Consider the following 17,665-nt stretch of genomic DNA (forward strand, 5'->3'; position numbering starts at 1 on the left):
CGACAAGCAGGGAAGGTGAGATGATGACCGGAATTCTCGAAGCAGGGCTGAATCGGCGCAAGCTGCTGGGCTCGATCGGCGTGGGCGCGGGTGCGCTGATGATCGGCGGCTGCACCACCTATCAGGGCCGGGTAACCAACGTGATCGAGCGGCTGCTCCTCCTGTCGAGCGAGCGGGCCTTCGCCCGGCTCACGGCGCCCGGCGGGTTCTGGGACGAGCAGGTTGCGGCCATTGGGCTCGACACGATGCTGGGCGCGCGCGGCTCGGTGCTCGCCAACATCCTGACCTCGGGGCTGATCAAGGCACGGGTGGAGCGCGAATTCGCCGGTTTCGCCATCGACGGGAGCGAGCGGGCGGCGCCCGTGATCTACGATACGATCCGCCTGATCGGGGTGCGCAACACGATCGACCTGATCACCGGCGGGCCCACCGCGGCGACGGCCTATCTGCGGGGGCAGACAGGCAACCGCCTGATCGACGCGATGGTGCCCGAACTGGGCGAGGCGATGCGCGTGGCGCAGGACCCGCTGATCGGCCAGCTCGTCTCGGCGGCAGTCGGGGTGGATATCGGCGCAGCGGCAAACCGTGTGGCGCTGAGCGTAAACGATACGATCTGGACCGAGATCGGGCGCGAGGAAGCGGCGATCCGCGCCGACCCGCAATCGACCAACGATCCGGTGCTGATCGGTGCGCTCGGCGTCGGCTCGCGCCTCTAGGAGCGTTCTGCAACCCGACCTTGCCTTCGCGCGGAAACCTTTTCTAAGCTTGGACAGGTTTTCAGGGAGGGTGTGACATGCGGATTTTGATGGCGGTGGCGGTTGCCGCGCTTGTGCTCGATGCGTCGGGAGCTTCGGCGCGCGAGTTCGGCGATATCACCCGGCCCTATACGGAAAAGTACGGGGACTGGAAGAAGACGCGCAAGGCCTTGCGCAAGATGCAGAAGAAGGACCAGCCCATGAGTGGGGACGACTGGTTCGTGCTGGCTGCAATGTGCAATGTCGAGCCGCCCAAGGGCCCCTCCATGATCATGAACTTCGCCAACCGATCGCCCTGCAAGGACGATGTGGTGGAGTATTTCGTCAAGGCCGGGATGGAAGGCACGCCAGAGGGGTTTTACGAGGCGGCCAAGATGATCGGCAGCGGCGATGCGGCCTGGCTCTATGCTGAGCTTGCCTATCGCCTGGCGGGCAATGACACCGCGTTCGAGGACAAGGCCTTCTCTCTGCTCGAGGACATCTGGCTAGATCCATCCTCGGAAACGCGGATGAAGGCGCAGGCGGCGGGTATGGTCACCCAGCTGACGAGTGACGGACCGTATGACGGACGCGCTTCTTCCACGCAGACCGCGCCGCAGGGCAATGATGGGTATCGCTCACCCCCGCCCATTGCGCGTGGCGGCGTCGGCGACCTGCGATGGCTCGATTTCACGAACCCGCGCCGCTGCCAGTGGAGCAGGCAAGCCGCAGATGTGATCTCCGGCAGTATGCGTTTCGACGAACGCGGTGACCGCCCGATAGGCCAGCGCGTTCGCGTACCCGGTGTCTCGCAGCCGTTATGGGTCGGGTCAGCCGCCCCGACAGGGATGGCATCACCTGGAAGTCGGTCGACTTTCGCGGACAGTGGAACGGGCTGACCGTGCTCGGCTTGACCGACGGTTTCTTTGAACGCAGCCACGGTGTCGATGCGACGGGCATCCGGTTTGCAGAGCCGGTGGAAACCGTGGCGCGCAAGCTCTCCGCGCAGGGCTTCGTCGTCAACGCAGATGGGTCGGAGCGGCGTCAGATCGACAAACGGGGCCAGTACGGCGACTTCGACGGGGTGCTGACGCGGATCGAGCGGAAGGATGGCGAAACGATATTCTTCTGCAACGAGATTTTCTGGGCCAGCTACGGTGAAGGCACGTAATACGGGTCAGCCTGTAGCCCGGACGCCGCGCAAATGCCTAGAACCGGTAAGCGATGCTCGCCTGCGGCACGTGGGTATAGGTGTCGCCGCCGGGGCGCGGGCGCAGCTGCAGCAGGTAGCCACCGGTGACGTCGAGCCGATCAGCCACGCGGTAGGTCAGCCCCGCATTGAAGCGCCACTGGTCGATCCGCTGCGGTCCGCCGTCATTGCGTGACCGCAGCTGGTAGAGCAGTTCGACCGATCCTGCCGCCTTCAGCTTCGGGGCGATCGTATCGCTCAGCTGCACCCGCTGGCGCAGACGCAGGGCCATCCGGTCGCTGTTGTCGTAGAAGCGTTCCTCTATCCGGGTACGCAGAGAGAGGATGCCGCTGGAATAGCCGGCCTGCTGGTAGGGGCGAATCTCCGAAAAGCCGTCGGTGTCGTGCACTTCCACTCCGCCGCCGATGGAGAAGCCTTCGCCGACTTCGTGGTCGACCACGGCGCCCACGATGTACTCGTTCGGCCCGTCCTTGCGCCGCTCTTCCACCTCCAGTTTCAGGCTGGTGCCGGGCGCGATCTCGCCCTTCGCGGCAAGTTCTACCCAGAACTCGCTCTCGTCGGCGAGTGCCGCGCTCGGTTGCAAAAGCAGGGGCACGGCGGCAAGTGGGAGGACGCGTGCCGAATGGCTAACTGATCGCATGGAGAATCCTGACATCCGGGGTTCGATTGTGACGCTCATATGACAGGTTTGTAACGAAAATGAAGTTCTTCGCCGACACCGCCGACATCGCCGAGATCAAGGACCTGGCCGAAACGGGCCTGATCGACGGGGTGACGACCAATCCCTCGCTGATCCACAAGTCGGGCCGCGACTTCATCGAGGTGACGAAGGAAATCTGCGGGATCGTGGATGGCCCGGTCAGCGCCGAGGTGGTCGCCCTCGATCACGAGACGATGATGAAGGAAGCGGACAAGCTGCGCGCCATTGCGGACAATGTCTGCATCAAGGTGCCGCTGACGCTGGACGGGCTCAAGACCTGCCGCGCGCTGACCGACGACGGCACCATGGTCAACGTGACGCTGTGCTTCTCCGCCAACCAGGCGCTGCTCGCCGCCAAGGCCGGCGCGACCTTCATCTCGCCCTTCGTGGGGCGGCACGACGACAATGGCTTCGACGGGATGAAGCTGATCGACGATATTCGCCTGATCTACGACAACTACGCGTTCGACACCGAAATCCTGGTGGCCAGCGTGCGCCACACCAACCACGTGCTCGAAGCCGCGAAGATCGGTGCCGACGTGATGACCGCGCCGCCCAAGGTGATCCGGGACCTCGTAAAGCACGTGTTGACCGACAAGGGGATCGAAGGCTTCCTGAAGGACTGGCAGTCCACCGGGCAGTCCATCCTCTAAGGTGAGCATCCACTAAGTTGAGCGAAGAAACCCCTCTCGACAAGTTCAAGCGCGCGCTGACCGGCGGCGCGCGCGCCATCGCGCGCGAGCCCGAGGTGGAGGTCGCGTGGAGCGCGGACCGCCCCGGTGCGGCGGGCAAGAACTTCCGCGTGCCGCTGCCCGGCCGCCAGCTGCCGCCCGAACAGGCGGCCGAAGCGCGCGGCTTTGCGGATAGCTTCGCGCTCAAGATGCGGCTGCACGACACCGCGCTGCACGACAGCGGCGCGCCCGGCGATCCGGTGGCGCGCGCAGTCTATGATGCGGTCGAGCAGGTGCGCTACGAGGCGCTGGGTGCGCAGGGTTTCGCGGGCGTGGGCGAGAATCTCTCCGCTGCGACCGAGCTGCGTACCGCCAGCGATCCGATTGCCCGCGCCACCGAAGCGCGCGACGTGCCGCTCTCCACCGCCGTATCGCTGATGATGCGCGAGGCGCTGACCGGCAAGCCGATCCCCGAGCGCGCGAAGAAGGGCGTGGAACTGGTCCGCGGCTACGTGACCGAACGCACGGGCGGCGATTTCTCCGCTTTGGCCGACAAGCTGGACGATCAGAAGGCCTTTCAGGACCTCTCGATCGAGATGCTGCGCCAGCTCGACCTGATCGAGGGCGCCGACAGTTCGCCCGAGGATGCAGACGAGGAAGGCGACGACGAGGACGGTGAAACCCCCGAGGACGACACCGACGAGGAAGACGGCGGCGACCAGTCGCCGCAGCAGAGCCCCGAAGCCGCCGCGGAACAGGCCGAAGGCGACGCGGACGAGGATGGCGAGGCCGAGCTTTCCGAAGAGGAAGGCGACAGCGACGATGCTGGCGACGACGGCGAGGAGGGCATGATGCCCGTTCGCCCGAACCGCCACTGGACCGACATTCCCGACGATTTCGACTACAAGATCTATTCGAAGAAGTTCGACGAGGAAATCGCGGCAACCGAACTGTGCGACGCCGAGGAACTGGACCGGCTGCGCGCCTATCTCGACAGCCAGCTTACCGGCCTGCAATCGGTCGTCACCAAGCTCGCCAACCGGCTCCAGCGGCGCCTGATGGCGCAGCAGAGCCGCAGCTGGGATTTCGACCAGGAGGAAGGCCTGCTGGACGCCGCGCGGCTGGCGCGCGTTGTCGTCAGCCCCGGCCATTCGCTTTCCTACAAGCGCGAGCGCGAGACCGAGTTCAAGGACACGGTCGTCACCCTGCTGATCGACAATTCGGGCTCCATGCGCGGGCGGCCCATCAGTATCGCCGCGATCAGCGCGGACATCATCGCGCGCACGCTGGAGCGGTGCGGGGTGAAGACCGAAATCCTCGGCTTCACCACCCGCGCGTGGAAGGGCGGGCACACGCGCGAGAAATGGCTCGCCGACGGCAAGCCGCAGCAGCCCGGCCGCCTCAACGACCTGCGCCATATCGTCTACAAGCAGGCCGACGAGCCCTGGCGCCGCGCGCGCCGCAACCTCGGCCTGATGATGCGCGAAGGGCTGCTGAAGGAGAACATCGACGGCGAGGCGCTGCTATGGGCGCACCAGCGCCTGCTCGCCCGGCCCGAGGACCGCCGCATCCTGATGGTGATCTCCGACGGCGCGCCGGTCGATGACAGCACACTATCGGTCAACCGCGCAGGCTACTTGGAAGCGCACCTGCGCAAGGTGATCGAATGGATCGAGAAAGCCTCGCCCGTCCAGCTGGTCGCGATCGGCATCGGCCACGATGTGACGCGGTATTACAAACGCGCGGTGACGATCATGGATGTCGAGCAGCTCGGCGGGACGATGATAGGGCAGATGGCCGACCTGTTCGAGGTGGAGGGGTGATTGGCGAAATCTGATATCGCCGGATTCCGAGTTGCCGAGATGCAGCCGCCCAAACCGGATGGGTCCTGGGGACTATATGAGATCGAGGAGGTCTCATGGAACGGTCGCAACCTGATAATCTGCATGAACGACAAAGATCGAGAGATCAGCATTTGCTTCGACATGCCTGTCAGTTTCCGCTCCCAGGATGAGGGCGATATGCTTGGCTATTGGTCCGCAAGAAGCGATGAGAAGGTCGCGGTTGCTACGGCTTATACGATTGAAAAAAGTCCATATCTGGATTGGATCAAGAGGAATAGCGTAACCGCTCTTCGCGCCGATTTGCGCCACTGGCTGATTGCCGGATTGAACCAGTGCGTGGAGGTAATTTGCGAGGCGGATGAGATTCCCTCGATAGTAGCCTGAGAAGCAGTACCGACGAGTAACGCCCAGCGGGGGGCGGAAAACGGGTAGCGAGCATATTAGGAGATCACACATCGTGTGATATATGCATACGCATGAGTAAGCTCGAACGCATCACCGTCACCATGCCCGCCGAAATGGCTGCGCGGCTTCGCGCGGCGGTGGAGCGGGGCGAATATGCTACCACCAGCGAGGTGGTCCGCGAGGCGCTGCGCGACTGGGGCGAGGAGCGTGACAAGGGCGAGGCCCGGCGCCAGTGGTTGCGATCCGAGATCGAAAAGGGGTTGGCGGGACCGTTCTACCCTGCCGATCAGGTTTTCGCCGAATTGCGCGATCGGGTGCGAGAACAGGTGGCCGACTATTCCGGCAAGGATGAATGACCGACCTCGTCATCTCCGAGGCTGCTCGCGCAGACCTTCGCGAGATCGTCGACTATATTGCGCGCGACAATCCTGAGCGGGCCGAGACATTTCTCGACGAACTGCTCGCTCGCATCACGGCTGTCGCCGAGCATCCCCAGGCCTACCCGGTCAGAACCGACTGGCCAGTGCCGGTGCGTGCCGCTGTCCACCGCCGATATCTGATCGTCTTCCGCGAACAGGAGCAGCGGGTCGAAATCGCGCGCGTCCTGCATTCGGCGCGCGACATTCCTGCCATCCTGCGCGACCAGTAGCCGAACGCGGCCGCTGCTTTACACCACCATACAGAACGGCGCTGACGGCCTGACCACGCCCATCTCCGCTGCGCACGCCACCAGCTCCGGCACGCGTTCCTCCCGCCCATCCAGCACCGCGGTCCTGAGTCGCTCCCACGGGAACAGGCTCCCAGGATCGCTGCGGCGGGCGGGATCGAGCATCGCGTGGCTCACCACATGGCGCAGGTTGGGATATTTGGCCCAGGCATAGCGGACGATTTGCGCGGTTGCCTCGACCTGCCAGTCGGAGAATGCGTCGGAGCGGACCTGCCGGTTCACCACCTCGATCCCGAGCGACCAGTGGTTGATCCTGCCGCGCCCGCCCCAGATCGCGGGGTGAGAGCAGACATTGCGCACGTGCCATGCCGCGCGTGCCTCATGGCAGGTGGCCCATACGAAGGCCCCGTGCTGCGGCTCGTCCTCGTCGGGCACCAGCCAGTGGAAGCTCGCATTGCCATCGAAAATCACGCTCGCCGCCCCGGCGGAGCTGCCGCCGGCGGTGGCGTGGACCACCACGGCGCGCACGCCCAGAATCGAGTCGTAGATGCGCGCGCTCGACGCCTTGAGCGCTGCATCGCGGATGCCCGGCCACCAGCGTTCCTCCAGCGGAGCGTGCGCCGGTCGCAGCGCCGGGTCGAGATCGAAATGATAGGTGGTGGGGTCGCCCATGTGGTCCTCCCGAAAGGGTCGCAGGGCGAATCCAGCTAGAGCGCGATTTGCGAGTAGGACAGCACGAAATGCAGCCCGCCGGGTTGGCGCGACGGCGGCCAGCCGCTAGCCAGCCGCACATGAGCGATCAGACAATGTCCGTTTCCGAAGCCGTCACCTCGCGCCGTTCGGTGCGCGATTTCCTCGATACGCCGGTTCCCCTCGATACGATCCGGCAGGTCATGGATACCGCGCGCTGGGCACCTTCGGGCTGCAATTACCAGCCGTGGGAGGCGACGATCCTGACCGGCGAGCCGCTCGCGCAGCTGCGCGAAACACTGCGCAGTTCCGAGATGAAGCAGCCCGATTACGACTGGGATGCGCCCAAGCAGGAAGACCGCTACAAGCAGCGCCTCTACGAACTCTCCGCAAGCATGTTCGAATCGCTGGGCATTGCGCGCGAGGACAAGGCGGGCCGCGCCGCCGCGATGGGGCGCAACCTGGTCAGCTTCGGCGCGCCCGTGCTGCTGCTATGCTATTTCCCGCGTCTGATGAAGGAGGCGCAGTGGTCCGATACGGGCATGTGGCTCCAGACCGTCATGCTGCTGCTGCGCGAGCAGGGGCTCGATTCCTGCCCTCAGGAATTCATGGCCTACTATGCCGATCCGATCATGGAGCACATTGGCGTGAGCACCGAAACGCACCGCTTCTTCTGCGGCATGGGCATTGGCTATCGCGATCCGGATGCCCCGGTGAACACCTTCGATCGCAACCGCGTGCCGCTGGAAGAGCATGTCCGTTTTGAAGGCTTCGAATAAGGATACACGCCCCATGAACACCCGCCATCTCGTTGCACTGCTGCTCGCCCTGTCGGCGATCAACCTGGCGCTGATGATCCCCGGCGGTTTCGTGGAGACGCGCGACTTCAGTGCCTATCCGGCGAGCGTCCTGGCCGCGTTCAACATCTTCCTCACCGTGCTCGGCCTCGGTTCGCTGGTGCTCGCATGGCTGACCTGGCGCGGCGGCGTGCGGCGAGGGTGGAGCATGGCGGCGGCGATCGGCTTTGCGGCCACCTACCTGCTCGACCTGTTCGAGATTTTCCCGGTGACGCCGGTGCCAATGTCATCGCTGCTCGAAACGCTCGAATGGCTGGGCACCGCGCTCGCCATCCTGCTCGCCACGGCGGTACTGACCGCTGGCGGACGCGATGCGGGCGACGGCCGCACGGCGGCGATCCCGCGCGGGCTGACCATCGTGATGGGAATAGCGGGTGTCGGCATCGTGATCTTTGCGACGATCGCCGCGATGGGGGGCTGAAGCGCGGAACCGTGTGCCGCGCCTGGCGATTGACGGTGTGCGGAGCAAGGGAGCGAGCATGCGTAAGATCGGCTGGGTTTCGATAATGGCGGCCTCCGCTGCGCTTGCGGCCTGCGGTACGCCGGTGACGGAAGCTCCCGAACGGCAGCCGACCGAGGCGCCCTCGTCAGATCCGGCTCGCACGACCGATCCAGCCGCTCCGGACGAACCGGCCCCCACTTCTCGGCCCACCGCAAGCGAAGATGGTCGCCCCCCGCTGGACAACAGCGCGGCGCAGGCCGAGGCCGGGTCGTGCCTCGCCGAACTGGGCCGTGAGAAGGCGGAGGAGCTCTCCGAGCAGTGCTATGCCATGTCGCCAGCCACCCGGCCGCCGTGCAACATCCAGAATTCGTGCGAGCGGATCCGCGAGGAGCTAGAGCGCGGCTGCGCGTTCGGCGATACGTCCGACAACCCGGATTATTGCAGCGAGGTCTAGCTTCGCTCCTCCTCCGGAACCTGCCTGACCACATCCGGATCGCGCCAGATCATCACGCCCATGGTGACGAACCATGCCAGCTTTCCGAAGGCGAGCGCACGCTCGTACAGCCCATCCCATGCGGTCGGCACCACGAACAGGAAGGGCGCGGCAACCGCCCATAACACGCCGCCGACATAAAGTGCGATGCCCAGCCGCCGCTCTATCTCGACAAACTGGCCTGCGGTCAGCAGCACGGTGAGCGGGAAGGCCGCGCCCATGAAATAGACCAGCTTGTAATGGATCTGCGGGCCGTCCCCGGTCGAATAGGCCTCGTAGGCCGCGATCAGCGCGTAATCGAGCGCCAGCAGAACCAGCAACACCGTGCCCGCGCGCCAGTCCCATCGCGATACCCGCCAGCGGATCAGGCCTGCGGTTACCGCCAGCACGCCGACGACGAAGGCATAGATGCCAAGGTCGGAGAGGATGTCCCACTGCCCCGCGGCAAGGTTGCTGATCGTGTCGCGGACCAGGCCGATCCTTTCGGAGAGCGCAGCGCCCAGCAGGTCGCACGCGACCGAGATCGCGCACCCCACGATGGCAATGCCGCCGAGGATGCGCGATAGGGTGTCTGTTCCGGAATCCTTGCTGATATGGTCGCTCCCTGTTGCGCACACGTGCGGCTTGGCGCATTTGCGCGCCCATGACCGATGCGCCGCAACTCACCCTGTTCAACAGCCTCAACCGCCAGCTCGAACCCTTCGTTCCGGTCCATGAGGGGGAGGCGCGCGTCTATACCTGCGGGCCGACGGTCTATAACTACCCGCATATCGGCAATATGCGCGCCTATGTGTTCGCCGATGTGCTGGGGCGCACGCTCAGCTGGCGCGGCTACAAGCTTACCCACATCATCAACATCACCGATGTCGGCCACCTGACCGACGATGCCGATGCGGGCGAGGACAAGCTGGAGAAGATGGCTGCGCAGAAGAAGCAGTCGATCTGGGATATTGCTGAGCATTATACGCAGGCCTTCAAGGCCGATGTGGCAGCGCTCAACATCCGCGAACCGGCCGAATGGTCGGTCGCAACCGATTACATCGCCGAGATGATCGACTTCGCCAAGAAGATCGAGGCGAAGCACTGCTACCAGCTGGAGAGCGGGCTCTATTTCGACGTCTCCACCGTCGCAGATTACGGACGCATGGCCCGTGCCGTGACCGAGGATGAGGGCGAGAGCCGGATCGGCGATGTGGAGGGGAAGCGCAACGCCGCCGACTTCGCGATCTGGCGCACCACACCCAAGGGTGAGACGCGCCAGATGGAATGGGATTCGCCGTGGGGCCGCGGCGCTCCGGGCTGGCATCTCGAATGCAGCGTGATGGGCGGCGAGCTATTGGGCTTCCCGTTCGACATCCACACCGGCGGGATCGACCACCGCGAGATCCATCACCCCAACGAGATCGCGCAGAACCAGGCTTTCTGCGGGTGCGGCGGGCTCGACGATCCGGCCCATTCGGGCGCGCGTTACTGGATGCACAACAACTTCCTCGTCGATCGCACCGGCAAGATGAGCAAGTCCTCGGGCGAGTTCCTGCGGCTGCAGCTGTTGATCGACAAGGGCTATCACCCGCTCGCCTACCGGATGATGTGCCTCCAGGCGCATTATCGCAGCGAGCTGGAATTCTCGTGGGAGGGGCTGGGCGCGGCGCTCACGCGGCTGAAGCGGATGGTGATGGCGGTGCAGCCGCTGCGTGACGTGGAGAGCGGCGCGACCGATCATCCCAAGTTCGCGCAGGCACTTGCCAAGTTCGAGGAGGCGATGGCCGACGACCTCAACACCGCAATCGCGCTGACCGCACTCGAGGATGCACTGGCGACCAAGAAGGTCGATGCGGGGATCAAGCGTGCCGTGGTGGAGCGGATGGACGCCGTTCTCGGCCTCGGCCTGCTCGACCTCGCGCGGACCGATCTCCGCATCCGTCCGAAGGACGCGCAGATCACCGAAGCCGAAATCGAGGACGCGCTGGAGCGCCGCAAGGCTGGGCGGGCGGAGAAGGACTTCGCCACCTCCGACGCGATCCGTGACGAACTTGCGGCCAAGGGCGTCGAGGTGATGGACGGCGATCCGCTCGGCTGGGAGTGGAAGCTCGCCTGAAAATCCCCCTCCCGCTTGCGGGAGGGGTTAGGGGTGGGCAAAGTACGTGCGTGCCGACCTGGACCGACCGCGACACCAAACGCGCCCGCGAACTGCGCAATGCCGCCACACCGGCGGAGCGCGCGCTGTGGAGGCATCTCGCGAAGTCCCAGCTCGGCGTGAAATTCACTCGGCAGATGCCGGTGGGACCGTTCTTCGCCGATTTCCTGTGCCGCTCGCAAAAGCTGACCTCGAAGTCGACGGCCATTCGCACGACGTGCTGCCCGAGTGTGACGAAGCGCGCGATGCACACCTGCGAAGCGAAGGATTTCGCGTTCTGCACTTTTCAAATGCCGATGTACTCGCCAACACGGATGGCGTGATCGAAACCATCCGCACCGCGCTCCAGGAAGAGCCCACCCCCGGCCCCTCCCGCAAGCGGGAGGGGAGCAAGTGACCACCGCTGTTCTCTCCACCCTGATCCGCCCGCTGGTCGAACCGCGCCTGCCCGACTGGGTCGAGCCGCTGTGGTTCATGAGCAAGGAGGAAGCGGTGGAGCTGGCGCCGCGCGCCGAGATCGGCTGGTTCGACTTCAACCAGCCAGAACCGATGTGCGAGGTCGTGACAGCGGCCGAGAACCTCAAATGGCTCAACTCGATCTACGCCGGGCTCGATTTCCTGCCGCTCGACCTGCTGAGCCAGCGCGGCACGATCGTCACCAACGGGGCGGGTATCAACGCGATCACCATCGCCGAATATGTCGTCATGCTGATGCTGACCCACGCCAAGGGCTACCGCGAGGTGGTGCGCGCGCAGGACCGGCATGAGTGGCTGCTCGACAGCCCCGGCAAGCGCGAGCTGGCGGGCGAGCGCGTGCTGCTGCTGGGCCTCGGTGCGATCGGGCGGCTGGTGAAGGCCCGGCTCGAAGCTTTCGACATGGAGGTTGTCCCCGTGCGCCGCTCGGGCGCCGACGGCGCGCTGAAGCCCGACGAGTGGCGCGGCAAGCTGGACACATTCGACTGGGTGGTGCTGGCCGTGCCCTCCACCCCCGAAACGCACCACATGATCGGGGCAGACGAACTCGCGGCGATGAAGCCGACCGCCGTGCTGGTGAACGTTGCGCGCGGCGATGTGGTGGATCAGCCCGCGCTGGTCGATGCCCTTGAAGCGAAGAGCATCGAGGCAGCCTTGCTCGACGTGACCGATCCCGAACCGCTGCCCGAAGGCCACCCCCTGTGGTCGCTTGCCAATGCGCAGGTCACCATGCACCTGTCGGGCCGCGCGCAAACCGGGATGTTCATGCGGTCCGCCGACCGTTTCATCGAAAACCTGCACAAATGGCACGCGGGCGAACCCGTGCAGCCGCAGATGGACCTCTCGCTCGGGTACTAGGGGCGCGGAACCACCACCAGCCGGTAGGGAATGTACAGCAGCACCTCCCCGGGCCCCGATTGCGCCCATTGCACGGGCATGTTCAGCCCCTCGATCTCGACCCCGTAGCCATCGCCGAGCCGCGCCGCCATCGCGAGCGAATCCTCGGCGATTTTCTCGGCGATCTGGGGACGGTAGCTGTCCGGCCCGACGATCGAGAGCGTGCTGTCGCCCCATTCGTCCATCTGCGCGCGACCGACTTCGGGCACCGAGTCGATGTAGCGTGCAATCTGCGCCTCGGCCGCCTCGCCGCTCTGCGTCCCGCCGAGCCGTGCCTTGACGAGGAAGGCCACCCGCTCGCTATCGGGCCGGTTATCGCCTTGCAGGCCGATCTCGTCGACATTGGCGGCTGTCAGCGTCGTCAGGATGTAGTCGCCGTAGGCAAGCTCGATGCCCATCGCGTCGGCCCGCCGCACCGCGTCGGCCAGCATCTTGCGGATTTCCTGCCGCCGCTGGGCCTGGTCGCGGGTGTCACCCCGGATGACGACGCTCTGGACCAGAAAGTCTGCCGGTCGGCGCAGGCCCACTGCGGGCATCGTGTCCGAGTAATTGTCCTGCTCGATCCGCGACCCCGTGACGACGATTTCCTGCCTCTCGAGATCCTGCGCCATCGCCGGGGTGGCCACGGCCAGCAAGGCCAGCAACAAGCACGTATTGCGCATCGATATTTCCCTCTTCCCAACCGGCATTGCGCCGTGTGGCGGGTCTAGCGGATTATCCATCCTCCAGCAGCAGCAATTCGCATGTGACGGTGAGGCATGGAGCAGGCTCCAGCACGTGATCCACCGCGCTCACCGTGGCATCCGCCACCAGCCGTGCCGGGAGCGCGAATTCGTGATCGGGCAGGGCGGCGATCAGCGTTTCCCCGCCTTCGATGGCCTCCGGCGTGTCGAAGGCGATGCGCAGCGTGTGGCGCGTACCCGCGAAGGTGATGCTCGCCCAGCTGCGCTCGCGATGGGCGAGGACCGTGCCGTGCCCCTGCGCAAGCTCTTGCAGCGCAGCTTCCAGCCTGCGGGCATGGCCGCGGGAGGCGGTGCGGGGTGCGTGAATGGCTTCAGCCCGCATGACGCGCCTCCCGCCATTCGCGCATGAAGCCATCGACGCGCTGTTCGGTGCCCGCACGCGGCAGACGGCCATTGCGCAGGTCGAGCACGAAGCGCGGATCGTGCGCCGCGAGCCGCCCGAATTTCGTCGCGGGCATGTCGAACTCGCGCAGAAACTTCTCTATCCTTCGAATCAGCATATTTTTCCCTCACTCATGCCCGATGGGATCGAATCATTGGCCGCGGTGAAGGATTGCTCGCGCGCGAAATCCTACTTGTCTAGGAAAAATCTTTCATATAGGGAAATGCGTATGAATGACGATCCTAGATCTCCATCGGTGGTGGATGGCGGCGATGCGCGGACCCGCCTGCTAGAGCTGGCCAGGGAGCGTGGCTCCAGCCTTGCCGGGCTTTCCGCGCTTATCGGGCGTAATTCCAGCTATCTCCAGCAGTTCATCCGCAAGGGGAGTCCGCGCAAGCTGGAGGAGCAGGATCGCAAGGTGCTCGCGGAATTCTTCGGTGTGGACGAAAGCGAGCTGGGCGGGGCGCCGGATGGTACGGGGGAAAAATCCTATACATCCTCCCGCAGCGACGAGGATTTCCATGCCATCCCGCGTCTTTCGCTCGCCGCGGCCGCGGGGCCGGGCCAGTTCGCGGGGGGCGAGACCCCGTTCGACAATTTCGGCTTTTCGGGCCGCTGGCTGCGCGAGAACGGCTTCGATCCCAAGATGCTCTCCGCGCTCACCGTGGAGGGCGACAGCATGGAACCGCTGCTGCGCCACGGCGATGAAATCCTGGTCGATCGCGGATCACGGTTTGAACGCGACGGGGTCCATGTCGTGCGGATGGGCGACACACTGATGGTCAAGCGGCTGGCCAGCGCAGGGGCGGGGCGGATAGCCCTGCTCAGCCAGAACCTCGCCTACCCGCCGGTGGAGGTGTCACTGGACGAGGTCGAGGTGCTGGGCCGCGTGGTGTGGAAGAGCGGGCGATTGTAGGTGCCTTTCCTGCCGGGCAGCAGAGCGCCGTCCTCTAGGCCACGCCTATGGCAAGCGGGGAGCAGACGCCTATGGTGGTCGGCATGATCAATTCTCTTGCTGTCTCCGGATATCGCTCCCTGCGGGATGTCACGATAGCGCTGGGTCGGATCAACATCGTGACCGGCGCAAATGGAAGCGGGAAGACAAGCCTGTATCGCGCTCTCAAGCTGCTGGCCGATGTTGCCCAGGGGCGCGCGATCGCTGCTCTGGCTGCCGAAGGCGGCTTGACGTCGACGCTCTGGGCCGGTCCCGAAAAGTTCAGTCAGGTGATGCGTGTGGGGGAGCATCCCGTTCAGGGGACGGTGCGAAAGCACTCTGTCAGCCTCAAGCTCGGCTTTTCTTCGGATGACTTTGGCTACGCCATCGATCTTGGCCTGCCGACTCCTTCCCGCACACGCTTCGACCGTGATCCCGAGATCAAGGTGGAGGCGGTATGGGTAGGGGAAACCTATGGCCGTGCGAATGTCGTTGCGGCCAGGCGAGGTCCCGGTGTCCGGGTGCGCAGCAGCGCATCGGGGGCCTGGTGCGACAGCTTCGGCGATCTAACTGCGTTCGACAGCATGATGACGCACTGCGCGAACTCTGCCGATGGTCTCGAACTGCTGCTGCTGCGCGATCGGATGCGCGCGTGGCGTTTCTACGACAACCTGCGGACAGACGTCGACGCACCTGCGAGGCGCGCGCAAGTGGGCACTTTTACCCCCATGCTGGCCGGCGATGGGTCGGATATCGGAGCGGCCATTCAGACCATCTTCGAAATCGGCGATGCCGAGACCCTCGAACAGACGATCGCGGACGCCTTCGATGGCGCCACCCTGTCGGTCAGTGACAGGTTCGAGATACAGATGCAGCAGCACGGCCTGCTTCGCCCGTTGGTCGCGTCCGAGCTATCGGATGGAACCCTTCGCTACGTGCTGCTTGCTGCAGCCCTGCTTTCGCCTCGCCCGCCCGAATTGATGATCCTGAACGAGCCCGAGGCCAGTTTGCATCCCGACCTTCTCGATCCTCTTGCGCGGCTCCTTACGAAGGCATCGCAGCGCTGCCAGATTATCGTGGTCTCGCATTCGTCGAGATTGGTCACCGAACTGGAAAAGTACCCGGAGAGCCAATCGATCGAGCTGCACAAGGAAATGGGTGAAACCGTCGTGCCGTTGTGGAGCAGGCCGGAATGGAAGTGGCCTTCGAGATAATTGCGGGCCAGCCCGAGAGTTCGGAAACGATCGCTCAGGACGGCGGCTGGCGGTAGTCCGGGTCCTGCAGCGACACCATGTAGTCGACCACCAGCGCCACGTCTTCGTCGGTCAGCCCGACATCCATGATGTCCGGGTAATTGTGCGCGTCGCGCAGATAGGTGGTGAGCGTTTCGCGCGTCAGGCCCTCGCGGTTGGCGATCGAGGGGAAGGTGGGGGCCTGAGGCAGTGGCGATAGTTCGCCCGGCGCCACCGCGTGGCAGCTGCCGCACATCGCCCCCACCAGCATGGGCACGCCGTCCGCGTCGGGCTCCGCCAGCTCGGCGCGGCTCAAGCCCGCGGTCGCCTGCGGGTCGGCGGACGGCGCCGGCTCCGGCGTCTGGCAGGCGGCGAGCGCGCATGTGGCAAGCGCGGCGGGCAGGATGAAGCGCGATGTCATGGCCGGGGGTCTCTCCTCGCAGTCGGCGTGTCGTCAGGATAGACGCGCCGGGCACGCCGATCAAATGCGCTGATGCGCGTGCATCGCGCATCAGCCTTACCGATTTAGCGATGTCTTCACCTTCCCGAGGCATGGTGGCCGCGAATTTTGGGGGGACAACATGATTAACACGGATCTTCTGCGCGATGAATCGGGCGTTTCGGCCATAGAATACGTCGTGCTGGCGGCCCTGGTGGCGCTGGTTCTGGTGGGAGCGCTCAACACGATCGGGGTCGGTACGTCGAACAACTATTCCAGTGCGGCCGCCGGGATGGCTGGCCCTCCGGGTGACGAGGCGGAAGCGCCGGTCCAGGAACCGCCTGCACGCGTGCCGGTCCGCGGCGGCGGCGATAACCGCGTGCCGCGCAGATAACGGGCAGCGCAGCAGATCCGGGGCGCGGCCTGTAGACGCCGGTGCTTGCAATGGCAGGGCCCGTCGACCAACTTGGCCGCATGACCGAGACCAAGACCTCCCCCCAATCCTCGCCGATGAAAGCCGCGATCCTGCCGGTTACGCCGCTGCAGCAGAACTGCTCGCTGATCTGGTGTACCCAGACCAACAAGGCGGCACTGATCGATCCGGGCGGCGATCTGGACAAGCTGAAGGCAGGCGTCGCCAAGGCGGGCGTGGAGCTGGAGAAGATCCTGATCACGCACGGCCACCTGGACCATTGCGGGCAGGCGGGCATGCTGGCGAAGGAGCTGGGCCTGCCCATCGAAGGCCCGCACGAGGCGGACCGGTTCTGGATTTCGCGGCTGGATGAAGACGGCGCGCGCTTCCAGATGGAGGCAGCCAGTTTCGAGCCAGACCGCTGGCTGGAAGACGGCGATACCGTGACCGTGGGCAACCTGACGCTGGAGGTCATCCACTGCCCGGGGCACACGCCCGGCCACGTGATCTTCTTCAACCGTGACCGCAAGTTCGCGATCGTGGGCGACGTGCTGTTCCAGGGAAGCATCGGACGCACCGATTTTCCGATGAGCGATCACCAGAGCCTGATCGACGCGATCACGCAGAAGCTGTGGCCGTTGGGCGACGATGTCACCTTCATTCCCGGCCATGGCCCCACCAGCACCTTCGGCCAGGAGCGCAAGACGAACCCCTTCGTGGGCGACGCTGCGCTGGCTTAGGCGAACCCTGCTTCAAGCTCTGGGCGAGCGGGCGCCTGCCGGAAAGCTAGGCCAGCCCAAAGCCCAGCAGTGCGGCATAGACGCTCAGCCCCAGCAGCGTCAGCATCGTCACCCCGGTTCCGATCTGGCGCGGTCGTCCCGCCGAATCCGCATCCATCCCGATCCCGTGCAGCACCCTGCCGAAGACGAACAGGATCGACACGCCGTGCAGCCACATCCCGCCGCTTCCGGCCAGCTCCAGCACCACGATCAGCGCGAGCACGAAGGGCGCGGTCTCCACGAAATTGAGCTGCGCGCGCATCCGGCGGGCGAGCAGCATGTCGCCGCCATCACCATGGCCGACCCTGGCCTTCAGCCGCGCCCGGCCGCTGCGCACCGCAAGCCACAGCGCCAGCAGGCCGAACATGGCCGCGCTCGTCAGCGATACCGGCAACTCGATTTCCATCATCGCACTTCCCCTCGTTACCCGGTCGCAAGCAACGCACCCCTTGCGTCCAGGAGCAAAATCAGTATACCGCGCGCCTCTTCCGCCATTGACGGAGCGTTAGCGGGGCACGACTAA

25 protein-coding genes and 1 pseudogene are annotated in these 17,665 nt (G+C 65.1%); 18 read left to right on the forward strand and 8 right to left on the reverse strand.

The genetic code is table 11. The features are described from left to right. Nucleotides 1–20: 20 nt before the first annotated feature. From ADAD_RS0105295 to ADAD_RS0105305, 3 genes are all read left to right on the forward strand, one after another. Nucleotides 21–716, forward strand: coding sequence for a DUF4197 domain-containing protein (locus tag ADAD_RS0105295; RefSeq protein ID WP_010410656.1), 696 nt, complete (start codon nucleotides 21–23; stop codon nucleotides 714–716). Nucleotides 717–793: 77 nt separating this feature from the next. Next, nucleotides 794–1,633, forward strand: coding sequence for a hypothetical protein (locus tag ADAD_RS0105300; protein WP_010410657.1), 840 nt, complete (start codon nucleotides 794–796; stop codon nucleotides 1,631–1,633). An 11-nt stretch (nucleotides 1,634–1,644) separates the two neighbouring features. Then, nucleotides 1,645–1,905 carry a hypothetical protein gene (locus ADAD_RS0105305; protein WP_010410660.1) on the forward strand — a complete coding sequence of 87 codons (261 nt, stop codon included), beginning with the start codon at nucleotides 1,645–1,647 and terminating at the stop codon, nucleotides 1,903–1,905. Nucleotides 1,906–1,942: 37 nt separating this feature from the next. Here the strand turns inward: ADAD_RS0105305 and ADAD_RS0105310 are convergent, their stop codons facing one another. Then, nucleotides 1,943–2,584, reverse strand: coding sequence for a DUF2490 domain-containing protein (locus ADAD_RS0105310; protein WP_050803700.1), 642 nt, complete (start codon nucleotides 2,582–2,584; stop codon nucleotides 1,943–1,945). Nucleotides 2,585–2,643: 59 nt separating this feature from the next. On the opposite strand from ADAD_RS0105310, the gene fsa reads away from it, so the two are divergent. From fsa to ADAD_RS0105335, 5 genes are all read left to right on the forward strand, one after another. Then, nucleotides 2,644–3,297 carry a fructose-6-phosphate aldolase gene (gene fsa, locus ADAD_RS0105315; RefSeq protein WP_010410666.1) on the forward strand — a complete coding sequence of 218 codons (654 nt, stop codon included), beginning with the start codon at nucleotides 2,644–2,646 and terminating at the stop codon, nucleotides 3,295–3,297. Between the two features lie 17 nt (nucleotides 3,298–3,314). Beyond that, nucleotides 3,315–5,138, forward strand: a complete 1,824-nt coding sequence (gene cobT, locus ADAD_RS0105320; protein WP_010410668.1) for a cobaltochelatase subunit CobT — start codon at nucleotides 3,315–3,317, stop codon at nucleotides 5,136–5,138. After that, a complete protein-coding gene (locus ADAD_RS15575; protein WP_237700778.1) occupies nucleotides 5,139–5,543 on the forward strand; it encodes a hypothetical protein in 405 nt (134 codons plus the stop codon). 92 nt (nucleotides 5,544–5,635) lie between these two features. Continuing rightward, nucleotides 5,636–5,920, forward strand: coding sequence for a ribbon-helix-helix domain-containing protein (locus tag ADAD_RS0105330; RefSeq protein ID WP_010410674.1), 285 nt, complete (start codon nucleotides 5,636–5,638; stop codon nucleotides 5,918–5,920). Continuing rightward, the gene (locus tag ADAD_RS0105335; protein WP_010410678.1) at nucleotides 5,917–6,213 is read left to right on the forward strand and encodes a type II toxin-antitoxin system RelE/ParE family toxin; all 297 of its coding nucleotides are present in this window, start codon (nucleotides 5,917–5,919) and stop codon (nucleotides 6,211–6,213) included. The genes ADAD_RS0105330 and ADAD_RS0105335 overlap by 4 nt, the downstream gene beginning before the upstream one ends. A gap of 18 nt (nucleotides 6,214–6,231) precedes the next feature. Here ADAD_RS0105335 and ADAD_RS0105340 read toward each other — a convergent pair whose 3' ends face one another. Further along, on the reverse strand, nucleotides 6,232–6,903 hold the full coding sequence (locus ADAD_RS0105340; protein ID WP_010410683.1) for an N-acetylmuramoyl-L-alanine amidase: 672 nt from the start codon (nucleotides 6,901–6,903) through the stop codon (nucleotides 6,232–6,234). A gap of 119 nt (nucleotides 6,904–7,022) precedes the next feature. Between ADAD_RS0105340 and ADAD_RS0105345 the strand changes: the two genes are divergently transcribed. From ADAD_RS0105345 to ADAD_RS0105355, 3 genes are read left to right on the forward strand one after another with little or no spacing between them, the layout of a single operon-like run. After that, on the forward strand, nucleotides 7,023–7,700 hold the full coding sequence (locus ADAD_RS0105345; RefSeq protein WP_010410686.1) for a nitroreductase: 678 nt from the start codon (nucleotides 7,023–7,025) through the stop codon (nucleotides 7,698–7,700). A 13-nt stretch (nucleotides 7,701–7,713) separates the two neighbouring features. Then, nucleotides 7,714–8,199: a hypothetical protein gene (locus ADAD_RS0105350; RefSeq protein WP_010410688.1), complete on the forward strand. Its 486-nt coding sequence runs from the start codon at nucleotides 7,714–7,716 to the stop codon at nucleotides 8,197–8,199. A gap of 58 nt (nucleotides 8,200–8,257) precedes the next feature. Continuing rightward, the gene (locus ADAD_RS0105355; protein ID WP_029139929.1) at nucleotides 8,258–8,674 is read left to right on the forward strand and encodes a hypothetical protein; all 417 of its coding nucleotides are present in this window, start codon (nucleotides 8,258–8,260) and stop codon (nucleotides 8,672–8,674) included. Here the strand turns inward: ADAD_RS0105355 and ADAD_RS0105360 are convergent. Next, nucleotides 8,671–9,330, reverse strand: a complete 660-nt coding sequence (locus ADAD_RS0105360) for a DUF998 domain-containing protein (protein WP_010410694.1) — start codon at nucleotides 9,328–9,330, stop codon at nucleotides 8,671–8,673. The genes ADAD_RS0105355 and ADAD_RS0105360 overlap by 4 nt on opposite strands. A gap of 26 nt (nucleotides 9,331–9,356) precedes the next feature. Between ADAD_RS0105360 and cysS the strand changes: the two genes are divergently transcribed. From cysS to ADAD_RS0105375, 3 genes and pseudogenes are all read left to right on the forward strand, one after another. After that, complete coding sequence (gene cysS, locus ADAD_RS0105365) at nucleotides 9,357–10,811, forward strand: cysteine--tRNA ligase (protein ID WP_010410699.1); 1,455 nt, start codon at nucleotides 9,357–9,359, stop codon at nucleotides 10,809–10,811. A gap of 50 nt (nucleotides 10,812–10,861) precedes the next feature. After that, nucleotides 10,862–11,247 (forward strand): annotated as a pseudogene (locus tag ADAD_RS16185) (endonuclease domain-containing protein). Next, entirely contained in the window at nucleotides 11,244–12,182 is a 939-nt protein-coding gene (locus tag ADAD_RS0105375; RefSeq protein WP_010410706.1) for a D-2-hydroxyacid dehydrogenase, read from the forward strand. Before ADAD_RS16185 ends, ADAD_RS0105375 begins: the two are co-directional and overlap by 4 nt. On the opposite strand, the gene ADAD_RS0105380 is transcribed toward ADAD_RS0105375, so the two are convergent. The 3 genes from ADAD_RS0105380 to ADAD_RS0105390 are packed head-to-tail and all read right to left on the reverse strand — an operon-like array spanning nucleotide 12,179 to nucleotide 13,464. Then, nucleotides 12,179–12,883, reverse strand: a complete 705-nt coding sequence (locus ADAD_RS0105380; protein ID WP_010410708.1) for a hypothetical protein — start codon at nucleotides 12,881–12,883, stop codon at nucleotides 12,179–12,181. The two genes, ADAD_RS0105375 and ADAD_RS0105380, sit on opposite strands and share 4 nt — an antisense overlap. A gap of 52 nt (nucleotides 12,884–12,935) precedes the next feature. Further along, nucleotides 12,936–13,286 carry a hypothetical protein gene (locus ADAD_RS0105385; protein WP_010410712.1) on the reverse strand — a complete coding sequence of 117 codons (351 nt, stop codon included), beginning with the start codon at nucleotides 13,284–13,286 and terminating at the stop codon, nucleotides 12,936–12,938. Continuing rightward, nucleotides 13,276–13,464 (reverse strand): hypothetical protein, encoded by a 189-nt coding sequence (locus tag ADAD_RS0105390; protein ID WP_010410714.1) that lies wholly within the window; start codon nucleotides 13,462–13,464, stop codon nucleotides 13,276–13,278. Before ADAD_RS0105390 ends, ADAD_RS0105385 begins: the two co-directional genes overlap by 11 nt. 111 nt (nucleotides 13,465–13,575) lie before the next feature. Here ADAD_RS0105390 and ADAD_RS0105395 point away from each other — a divergent pair, with 111 nt between their 5' ends. Together ADAD_RS0105395 and ADAD_RS0105400 are read left to right on the forward strand one after the other, a co-directional pair. Continuing rightward, nucleotides 13,576–14,262: a LexA family transcriptional regulator gene (locus ADAD_RS0105395; RefSeq protein ID WP_033193197.1), complete on the forward strand. Its 687-nt coding sequence runs from the start codon at nucleotides 13,576–13,578 to the stop codon at nucleotides 14,260–14,262. An 83-nt stretch (nucleotides 14,263–14,345) separates the two neighbouring features. Then, nucleotides 14,346–15,494, forward strand: coding sequence for an AAA family ATPase (locus ADAD_RS0105400; protein ID WP_029139930.1), 1,149 nt, complete (start codon nucleotides 14,346–14,348; stop codon nucleotides 15,492–15,494). Between the two features lie 34 nt (nucleotides 15,495–15,528). On the opposite strand, the gene ADAD_RS0105405 is transcribed toward ADAD_RS0105400, so the two are convergent. Beyond that, the gene (locus ADAD_RS0105405; RefSeq protein ID WP_010410724.1) at nucleotides 15,529–15,933 is read right to left on the reverse strand and encodes a c-type cytochrome; all 405 of its coding nucleotides are present in this window, start codon (nucleotides 15,931–15,933) and stop codon (nucleotides 15,529–15,531) included. A 160-nt stretch (nucleotides 15,934–16,093) separates the two neighbouring features. On the opposite strand from ADAD_RS0105405, the gene ADAD_RS0105410 reads away from it, so the two are divergent. Beyond that, the gene (locus ADAD_RS0105410; protein ID WP_010410727.1) at nucleotides 16,094–16,345 is read left to right on the forward strand and encodes a Flp family type IVb pilin; all 252 of its coding nucleotides are present in this window, start codon (nucleotides 16,094–16,096) and stop codon (nucleotides 16,343–16,345) included. 116 nt (nucleotides 16,346–16,461) lie between these two features. Beyond that, a complete protein-coding gene (locus tag ADAD_RS0105415) occupies nucleotides 16,462–17,103 on the forward strand; it encodes an MBL fold metallo-hydrolase (RefSeq protein WP_010410729.1) in 642 nt (213 codons plus the stop codon). 46 nt (nucleotides 17,104–17,149) lie between these two features. On the opposite strand, the gene ADAD_RS0105420 is transcribed toward ADAD_RS0105415, so the two are convergent. Continuing rightward, entirely contained in the window at nucleotides 17,150–17,551 is a 402-nt protein-coding gene (locus tag ADAD_RS0105420) for an MAPEG family protein (protein ID WP_010410733.1), read from the reverse strand. Between the last annotated feature and the right edge of the window lie 114 nt (nucleotides 17,552–17,665).

The organism is Citromicrobium sp. JLT1363, from assembly GCF_000186705.1.
Classification (GTDB): domain Bacteria; phylum Pseudomonadota; class Alphaproteobacteria; order Sphingomonadales; family Sphingomonadaceae; genus Alteriqipengyuania.